This window comes from Arthrobacter sp. NPDC056493 (assembly GCF_042795115.1).
GTDB lineage: Bacteria > Actinomycetota > Actinomycetes > Actinomycetales > Micrococcaceae > Arthrobacter.
In genome coordinates, this window is sequence record NZ_JBHTSL010000022.1 from 58279 (window position 1) to 67014 (window position 8736).

The 8736-nt window shown below is 62.8% G+C and carries 11 protein-coding genes; 5 read left to right on the forward strand and 6 right to left on the reverse strand.

Translation table 11 applies throughout. From position 1 onward, the window contains the following. Positions 1-52: 52 nt before the first annotated feature. Positions 53-544, forward strand: coding sequence for a hypothetical protein (locus ACFQ50_RS11330; RefSeq protein WP_377995630.1), 492 nt, complete (start codon positions 53-55; stop codon positions 542-544). A 293-nt stretch (positions 545-837) separates the two neighbouring features. Beyond that, positions 838-1026, forward strand: coding sequence for a hypothetical protein (locus ACFQ50_RS11335; protein ID WP_377995631.1), 189 nt, complete (start codon positions 838-840; stop codon positions 1024-1026). A 520-nt stretch (positions 1027-1546) separates the two neighbouring features. Here the strand turns inward: ACFQ50_RS11335 and ACFQ50_RS11340 are convergent. The 3 genes from ACFQ50_RS11340 to ACFQ50_RS11350 form a co-directional block, all read right to left on the reverse strand. Beyond that, entirely contained in the window at positions 1547-2680 is a 1134-nt protein-coding gene (locus ACFQ50_RS11340; RefSeq protein WP_377995632.1) for a glutathione-independent formaldehyde dehydrogenase, read from the reverse strand. A 436-nt stretch (positions 2681-3116) separates the two neighbouring features. After that, complete coding sequence (locus ACFQ50_RS11345; RefSeq protein ID WP_377995633.1) at positions 3117-3518, reverse strand: hypothetical protein; 402 nt, start codon at positions 3516-3518, stop codon at positions 3117-3119. Between the two features lie 33 nt (positions 3519-3551). Beyond that, on the reverse strand, positions 3552-3806 hold the full coding sequence (locus tag ACFQ50_RS11350; protein ID WP_377995634.1) for a hypothetical protein: 255 nt from the start codon (positions 3804-3806) through the stop codon (positions 3552-3554). Positions 3807-4115: 309 nt separating this feature from the next. Here ACFQ50_RS11350 and ACFQ50_RS11355 point away from each other — a divergent pair, with 309 nt between their 5' ends. Then, positions 4116-4748 (forward strand): TetR/AcrR family transcriptional regulator C-terminal domain-containing protein, encoded by a 633-nt coding sequence (locus tag ACFQ50_RS11355; RefSeq protein ID WP_377995640.1) that lies wholly within the window; start codon positions 4116-4118, stop codon positions 4746-4748. Positions 4749-5533: 785 nt separating this feature from the next. Here the strand turns inward: ACFQ50_RS11355 and ACFQ50_RS11360 are convergent. Both ACFQ50_RS11360 and ACFQ50_RS11365 read right to left on the reverse strand, forming a co-directional pair. Next, entirely contained in the window at positions 5534-6103 is a 570-nt protein-coding gene (locus tag ACFQ50_RS11360; RefSeq protein WP_377995635.1) for a GNAT family N-acetyltransferase, read from the reverse strand. A 78-nt stretch (positions 6104-6181) separates the two neighbouring features. Then, positions 6182-7102 carry an aminoglycoside phosphotransferase family protein gene (locus tag ACFQ50_RS11365; RefSeq protein WP_377995636.1) on the reverse strand — a complete coding sequence of 307 codons (921 nt, stop codon included), beginning with the start codon at positions 7100-7102 and terminating at the stop codon, positions 6182-6184. A gap of 129 nt (positions 7103-7231) precedes the next feature. Here ACFQ50_RS11365 and ACFQ50_RS11370 point away from each other — a divergent pair, with 129 nt between their 5' ends. Next, positions 7232-7687, forward strand: a complete 456-nt coding sequence (locus ACFQ50_RS11370; protein WP_377995637.1) for a GNAT family N-acetyltransferase — start codon at positions 7232-7234, stop codon at positions 7685-7687. Positions 7688-7865: 178 nt separating this feature from the next. On the opposite strand, the gene ACFQ50_RS11375 is transcribed toward ACFQ50_RS11370, so the two are convergent. Continuing rightward, positions 7866-8375: a MarR family winged helix-turn-helix transcriptional regulator gene (locus ACFQ50_RS11375; protein ID WP_377995638.1), complete on the reverse strand. Its 510-nt coding sequence runs from the start codon at positions 8373-8375 to the stop codon at positions 7866-7868. A 95-nt stretch (positions 8376-8470) separates the two neighbouring features. Between ACFQ50_RS11375 and ACFQ50_RS11380 the strand changes: the two genes are divergently transcribed. Continuing rightward, a partial coding sequence (locus ACFQ50_RS11380) for an SDR family NAD(P)-dependent oxidoreductase (RefSeq protein ID WP_377995641.1) occupies positions 8471-8736 on the forward strand: 266 nt, incomplete at its 3' end.

Below are 8736 nucleotides of genomic sequence, written 5' to 3' on the forward strand. Positions count from 1 at the left end.
GCCCTCCGCGAGTATCGGGCCGATCAGCCCCAATAGACACTAGGCTGCGGGCATGGGGCGATGGGGAAAAGACGGGCAGCGCTGGCCTTTATGGACGGGAGCGGCCGGCTTCCTGCTCGTTGTGGGATACGCAGCTGTCGGAGCGTTACAGGTTCTGGTGTGGAACCCTCTGGCGGCCGTCCCGGGCGTCACGCTGGCTGAAATCCAGGCAGCGATGGACCGGGCGAATGAATCGCTTGCGGCGCCGGCGGTTCTTATCTGGGCAGCCACTGGGGTGTTGCTGGCGGCAGCAGTTCTGGTTGCTGCATTGAACCGGTCGATTTCAGGAAGAACCAATGCAGTCTTCAACCTGTTGCTCCTCGCGCTGGCGGCACCGTCACATTGGATGGCATCCTTTCCCGCCGGGATGGGGCTCGCTGACACCTTTGACATATCGGGCGGCGACTATGCGCCCTGGGGCAAGATTCTTTACGCCGTCAGTGCGCTGTCGTTGGTAGCGGTGCTCATGCTTGTCGTCCGACGGAAACGCAGACCGGCTGCATAAGTCCATCCGGCTGTGGCAAGTAGGACCGACACGTTGGCCCTCGCTCGCCCCAGCCTGGGTTTCATGACCAGTCCCGCAGGATTCTCCAAGGTTTTCCACGGCCATCTTCCCCGGACGATGGCTTGCTGTGAGCATCGACGGGTACCAGGCAGAGCCCGCGCCGGGCCTGTTCCTGACCTTCGCCCCGGCAGCACATTCCTCCGCTGAAAGCATCTGAACCGGGCGTCGTGCCTCTCGACTGGGGCGCCTGATCGGAGGACGATTAAGGAGCATCGTTTCTTAGGAGGTCACCGATGTGCGGTTCGTACAGCAGGGATTTCCGTCGCGACGCCAGGAAAGTCGCCACGCGGGAAACCGACAAACGCCCCGAGCGCCACGCCGAGGCCAAGGACTTCAGGTTCTGGGCCTTCCCATGGCGCCGCAGGGAGTCCACCGTCCAGGAACCCGAGAAGGCTCCCGATAGGACCGGCGAAAAGGTGTAGTTCAGTGAGTAAAGGGGCAGCCGCCAGGGCTGCCCCCTTTACTGTGGACACCTCGAATAGGACCGATGAGCAGTCCCACGCGGGACCTCTGAACCGGGCGGGCACCAGCGCTGGTACTGGTGCTGCTCATAGCGGCCCGGTTCCTGCCGCAGGTCGACTTTTCGGACGCCGAGCAGCAGCCATCCAGTCGAAGTCCAGGAGCGGACGTCGCTTCACGGGAATCCTCAGCGAACGAAGAACGAGTTGATCTCCCCCCGGACGACCGGTTCGGAGCCGTCCTCCCGCTGGCCCACTTCGGGCGCCACCGTCGATTGCCCGAGAGCAGAGCCCTCAAATGACGGCCGGGGCGGCACTGACGGCAGAGACGCTGACACGAACGTAATAGCAAGCTTGCTTACGTTCAAGTTCGCTGCCTCACAAATCAGCCGCCTTCGCGGCCCCAGGGACTCATGCGGTGACCCGGCAGTAGAGGGAAGTCCGGATCCAATAGGGTCAGGGCTTTCCCTCTTTCCTGCAGTTTCTATGGCTTGAGGAGGACTTTGGTGTAGCCTTCTACGCGCTTGTCGAATTTGTCGTAGGCGTTTGCGGCCTCGTTGAGCGGGACCTCGTGCGAGACGATCCAGGACGGGTTGGACTTGCCGCGGATAATGAGGTCACGCAGTTCCCGGTTGTACTTCTTGACAGGGCATTGGCCGCCGGCGATGCTGATTCCCTTGGTGAAGGCTTCGCCGTAGTTGAAGGCGATGCGGCCCTCCTTGGCCTGGTCGGTGGCGGCGCCCGGATCTTCCGGGACGTAGACGCCGACGACGCCGATGTGGCCGGTGGCGCGGACCGCCTTGACCAGGTTGTCCAGGACCATCTCGGGGTGCTCCTGGCCGGTGTGGTCGTGCGCCTGGTAGCCGACGGCCTCGATGCCGCAGTCGGCGCCAAAGCCGTCGGTGCCGTCCATGATGGCCTCGGCCGGGTCGGTGTCGGCGAAGTTGATGGCCGTCGCACCGATCTCGGTGGCCAGGGCCAGTCGGTCGGGTTCCTTATCGACGACGAACACTTGCGACGCGCCCTTGAGGAACGCGCTGTGGGCGGCCATCAGGCCGACCGGGCCGGCGCCGAAGACTGCCACGGACTTTCCGGGAGCCACCAGCGCCGATTCGGCACCGTGGTAGCCGGTGGGGAAAATATCGGAGAGCATCGCGAAGTCATTCTCGTGCTCCTTGCCTTCCGGCAGTTCCAGCAGATTGAAATCCGCCCACGGAACCCTGAGGAGTTCGGCCTGCCCACCCCAGTAAGGCCCCATCTTCGGGTAGCCGTAGCCGGCTCCGGGCTGCCCGGACGGATTGGCCCGCAGGCATGCCGAGGTGTAGCCGTTGTTGCAGTTCCGGCACGTCCCGCAGGCCAGGTTGAACGGGACCGATACCCTGTCGCCGACCTTGATCCGGTCAACGGCCGGGCCGACCTCCTCCACGATTCCCATGTTTTCGTGGCCGAGAACCATGCCGGCATCCAGAGCCGCGCGTCCCTCGTAGGGGTGCAGATCCGAACCGCAGATATTCGCGGTGGTGATCCTGATGATCGCGTCCAGCGGACCTTCAATTTTGGGATCCGGGACTTCTTCGACGGCCAGCTCGTAGGGGGCCTTGAATACAACTGCCTTCATTGCTTCTCCTTCTCCTTGCCTTTTGCCGTGGCCTCCCGGCTCCTGACCGGAACCAGGGCGTCGCCTCGACGTTGCTGACGGGGACATTCCAAAAGATAGTAAGCAGGCTTAGCTTATCACTGAGGGTTCCTGCATCGACCCTGTGGAGGAGCAAGCGGCAGGAGCGCCCAAGGTGCCAGGGTCACTGCGGTGCAGGTGCGCCCCCGTGCCGTAAGGGTGCGGAACCTTGACCCCGCGTGTCGGGGAGCGGTCGGGCGCGCGGGAAATGCTGGCTGTGAAGGCGGCACGTCCTGCCGTTTGGAGGCAGCTCCGTCAAAACTCACCTGGGCTCACTGCGCGCTGCCCCGGCCGTCGAAACGCTCAGTCACCTTTCCACAGCAGGCAAGCGGACCGCCGGCAGGCCCGGGCTGACCGGCAGAGTATCGGCGCGCGCTGGTTAGTGGGGCAGTTCCATCTGGAAGCCGCACCGGCAGTGAAGAAACCTGGTTTGCAGGTACGCGTCCAGGAAGCCAGCCGGGCCAGGTTGGGTGTGAACCGGGCTCTTCAGTTGCCTGCGCGCCACGTCCGAGGGGGTCATGGGTTCTCCACAGTGAATGTAGGTGGCGCCGATGTGAACGACGTCGTCGCCCGGACCGAGGTAGCGGGCCAGGACCGGTGCAAGGAGCTCTGCCGTGGTTGCCCGGACGCGCGGGCCGCGGCAGGAGGAACAGCTGAAGATCACTGCCAGGGAGCCACTGTGCTGATCGAGTACGGTGATTGATTCGGCGAGCAGGTGCTCGTCCGTGCCGCAGCCAAGTGCCCGAGGGGCGCGGCCCGTGGGGCTGTTTTCGGTTAGCACGGTAGTCGGTGCCCGACGGGATTTTCGCCGGCATCAGACCAGGCTCGGGTAGCTGGACAGCAGGTAGTCTGCTGCGGCCGGCCCCCTCATGCGCAGGCTGTTGTGGCCGGGGTCCATCCGTTGCTGCATTGCCGCCCAGAATGAGCGTTCCCTGCGCGGTCGGGTTTGGGTGACGGCGCACCAGCTGATGTACAGCCCATAGAACCGGTCGCGCCCAAGGGTGGACTCCGAGTCAGGATCGCTGATGGTGGCGTCGTGAAGGAACTGGTCGAACTGTGAAACGGCCATGGCTGGCTCTTTTCGTGCCGGTGCAGGTAGGGCTGCCATGTGGCTGCAGCAGCCGGGCTTCGGCGCTCTGCACGTGTCACCGAAAGCTGTTCACCGGATCGCCGCTACACGGCCGGCAGGGCTTGCGCCTGTATGCTTACATTGTAGGCTTCATATGTAGAGAAGGTGAAGGGCAGCATCGGCTCTGGACGCGGTCCCGAGAGGCAGGCAGCCATCGTGGACAACGGCAACAACGGCAACAACGGCAACAACGGCAACAAGGGCGACAGCGGGGTCGGTTCCGGCCGGAAACCTCGGCTTAGCCGGGAGGTGGTGCTCTCCGCGGCCCTGGAACTGGTGGATGCTGAAGGGCTCGAGGCGCTCACTATGCGCCGACTGGGACAGAAGCTCGGCCGTGACCCCATGAGCCTGTACCGGTATGCCGAGAGCCGGTCCGCGCTCCTGGATGGGCTGACCGAAGTCGTCCTGGGCCAACTGGCCGTCCCGCAGGGACAGGAGTGGCAGGCCACGCTGCGCGGCGTGGCCCATGACCTGCGCATGCTCGCGCTCCAACACCCCAACATCGTGCCGCTGCTCGTGACCCGGCCACTGTCCACCCCGCTGGGCCTGCGCCCGCCCGGCAGCGTCCGGCCGCTGGAGCAGATCCTCGCCCTGCTGATTGACGCTGGCTTCACCCCCGTGGACGCCCTGCACGTGTACAGGGCGTACTACGCATTCCTCAACGGCCACTTGCTCAACGAGTTGCAGGAACTGGTGGTCGATCCGGATGAAAACGAAGCGGTCCTGCGGCTGGGCCTGTATCACCTTCCGGCCAGGGAGTTTCCATGGCTCAGGGCACTGGCCCCGGCACTGGCCGACTATGACGGAGCCCGGGAACTGGACGAAGGACTGGGCATTCTCCTCTCCGGCCTCGCTGCACGACTGACACCAAAGGACGGGTAGCGGCTTTCGGAAATTCTCTTTTGGGGACGTTCCGGAATGCCGGGGGATTCGCGCGTTCCCTGGCCTCAGTACTGGCGGGTACATAGATGGCCGCTGGCGACGGCCTCTATCGGGGGACTAGTCCGGACGCGCTCGATCGGGGAACCAGTAATTGACGGATCCAAGCACGTCAATCATGTCGGGTCTGTCATCGAACTTCCGGTACTCTGCCTCGCCACGTAGACGCGCCTCATCGTGCACATCTACTGCCCCCACGCCGTCCGGCGCGTGGCCGAACCCGGCGTCGGCCCGGCAAGATGGTGGTGGGGCCGGTGGTCAGGCGTCTGCGCCTTGAGTGAAGTAGTTGTAGGTGTCGTAATAAGTGATTTTGGGCGGTCGGGAATCCCCCCTTCTGCGCTGTAAGGGCCGATCTGGTCCCGGGCGAAGGCATCGTAGAGCTCTCGGGACTTCCAAACATCCGTGACGAGTATTCCGTAGTCTGTCCCGACTACCCAGTGGGACAGCGCGCCGGCCGGGCCCGGGCCTCCCCGCGTGAGTCCCATTTTTCAATGACCTGGTCGTATCGCTCCAGTGTTGCGCCGTGGAACTCCATGATGACTGCAACGGCCATGTCCTTCAGGTCTATGCCACGGAACGTTGTTTGTCTCGTGTAAACCAGAAATCCGTCGTCGTGTCTCAGGGCGGGCCAAACCTGATCTGCTCCGCCAAACGCGATGCGAGCGAGCGGCCGGAAGGTGACATAGCCTGGTGACGGGTCCTTGTCCGGTCATCTGGAGACTACACGTTCAGGAGCACAGTCGTTTGGGTTCCAGCATGCTTGAATCCCGTGCGAAGGGCTGTGCGGATGGAAGCACATTGTCCGTTCTGGCACGCCACTGCGGGACGAGGCCCAATTCCATGGCCTGGCCCACGGCAATCGAAACGGCAGCGGCAGCATGTCCCTGCTGCCGCTGACCAGGTGCGGTGAGGACACCCATATGCGCCAAGCTCGCTTCCCAAACGTCGTATCTGCATCCTGCCAAAGGAAGTGGCGTCGGTCCATCGCCGTCCGACAGAACGAACGTATGCTTCATCTTGCTCAAGCCGACTTCTGCCGCGTCGTACTGAGAGCAGGCGCGCTCCAACGCAAAAGCATGTTCTGCATCGCTGCTCGCGGTCGGAGCGGGGCCTGGGACGGATGGCACGGTGCCACAGAAGTAGAGTCCTGCCTCGCCCAGCGGCTGTCCGCCATGCGGAGCGCTGATTTCCAGAAGTTTTGCATGACTTGCGAGCTCTTGGTCGGCGAGGTCGCGAGCTACTTCAATGGCCCACTTTGGTCCAAGCACAACGCCTACCCCGAACAACGAAACAAACATGAGCACGGAACTATCGCTTTCTAGCGGGGCCAGCCGCCGCTGTCTGGTATGTTGCCGCGACGGCGGCTAACGAAGTGGTTAGTGAGAGTACCGAGGTCGCGAGAACAGGGGGTCATTGGCAATGCGACTCAAGGTAGTACGTCCGAGTTTGCTCATTCCCGGGTTTGATTCCTGGTAGTACCAGACCAAACCCATCGCCTGCTGGAATGCCCATGCAGCTCCGCGCCACCATTGAAGATCATCGCTGGCTAGTTCCTTGCGTAGGAGTGCTCGCCTGTTGTGATCGAGCATGTGCCATGCTGCGACGAGATCCAATGAAGGATCAGCAGGGGCGAACCCTCCACCATCGAGCACGCCGACCAGCCGGTCTTCGTCAACGAGCAGGTTGCCGGGAATCAGATCCCCGTGATTCATCACGATAGATCCAGCAGCTGGCAGGATTCGGAAAGCTGCCCACAGCTCGCGAAGATGTTCGACCGGCAGCAGGCCCTCACTCTTATGGAAGCAAAGCTCCATCCACTCATCGGAGTCCTGCAAGTCCCCGCCGTGTCCGGATCCAGTAAATCTCCGGCCCTTGGTGTCCGCGGCGCTGAGGGAGCGGATCAGTGCGGCGAGGTCATGCGCGAATCGGCCGGACTGCGCCGAACCCTCGGGCGTTGCAACAGTTCCAGGCAGCCAGGTCTGCACTGACCACGGCCGGGGATAGCCGTAGCCGGGGTTTCCAATCGCAACTGGGACCGGTGTGGGGAAAGGACAGGCACCGCCAAGCTCTCGCATGGCCTCGGCTTCGCGAGCGAGCTGAAACCTGGTTGTTGCTAGATCAATGGCAAGGAGTGGGAATCGGGCGGTGAGGTCTGTACCGATTCGAAAGATGGCGTTTACCGTGCCCGCCGTAGCCATGCGGTGGACGCGCTCATGACGCCACTGAGGAAACTGGCCAGCGATGAGCCTGCCGACAACGGCCTCATCAATGTGCAGCTCCCCTTCGTGCATTCCCATAAGGCGACGGTAGTCGGTTTCACGAGTCGCACCGAAAATGACCGGCTTACGGGCGGTGAAGCGGCGGCTGATCTAGGGCTGAACGGCGAAACCTCAACGGTCCCCTGAGCCCCTCGGTAAGCTCTACGGATGCAGATACGCGAGGCGAACCTGGACAACTTAGAACGTGCGGGCGTGATCTGCGATGCCAGCGACCGCGCACGCTGGACGCGAGAAATAGTTGCCCCGATAAGCGAGCGGGCCGTGCTGGTAGCAGCCATACAGGATGAGATCGTCGGCGTAGCCAAAACCCAGTTCCACGGTGAGCCGGATGGCGAAGCCCCTACCGGCCACTATTTAGGGGGTGTCATCGTCTCTCCGAATTCCCGCCGGCGGGGAATTGGTTCTGCTCTCACCCGTGCACGTGTGGAGTGGATCTGGTCTCGGTCTTCGAGCGTTTACTACTTCGCGAACGAACACAACACGGCTTCCATCAGAATGCACGAGGCTCTGGGTTTCCAGTTCGCGGGTCGGTTCGCAGAAATTCGTGGGGTGTCAGCCGATGATGGGCGATCGGAATTGGTGCTCTTTCAAGCGTGCCGGTAGACGGTCCTGTTCAGGCTGGGCACTAGGTGGTCCAAATGCGGTTCCCGCGCGGCTTCGGACCCCAATTCGGGCTCTCGTAACCTCTGCATGTCGAATCCCTAATGTTTCGAGCCGCGCCTTCCCGGGCACAAAGAAAGACCAGCCGTGCACCGTCTTGGTCTGGCTCGCGCCCAACCCGTTAATCACGTGTCGAAGAGAAGGCTCGTGGAGGCTGCCACCCCTCCTGCTCGCGGATTGCTCGCTGGATCCGCAGACTGATCTCGCGCAGCTGACGCCGTTGGGTTTTTGTAAGCGGCTCCAGGACTAATTCGTTGACCGTCCGGGCTTGTACGGGATTGGCCTTTTCGAGCATCTCAAGCCCGGCCTCGGTCAGGGTGGCCAGGGTAGACCGCCCATCCAACGGGTCTCGGGTGCGCTGGACCAGCCCCCTGCCTTCAATCCGCGAAATGGCCCGGGACAGCCGCGAGAGGGAGCTGTTGGCATAGCCGGCCAGTACGGTCATCCTCAGCGCGTGGTCCTGCGCATCAGCCAGTGCGAACAGGATGCCGTACTCGAAGTGCGTGAGATCGAAATCGCGAACCAAGGGAGCGTCGAGGGCGGGCGGCAGCCACTCCAATACCGTCGCAAGGGCCGCCCACGTCGTCAGGTCATTCCCTGCGAGTTGATCGAGGGCGGAGTAATCACTCATCCCCACAGGCTACAGGATTACTTGACTGGGCAAGCAAAGTGTGGCTACTTTTACTTGCCTGAGCAAGTGAAACGAAAAGGTAACAGACCATGGATATGCATTTGGCAAACAAGCGAGCCTTCATCAGCGGCTCAACGCAGGGGATCGGGTATTCGATCGCGAAGGCGCTTCTTCGGGAGGGCGTCGCGGTCGTTATCAACGGCCGGGATGCCAGCCGGGTCCAGCTGGCAGTGAAGAGCCTTGAAGCCGAGGTGCCCGGCGGGAGGGTGGCGGGCATCGCGGCGGACTTCACGGAGGCCACCCATGTGCAGCGCCTGCTCGATTCGCTCGGCGGTGTCGACATTCTGGTCAACAACGTCGG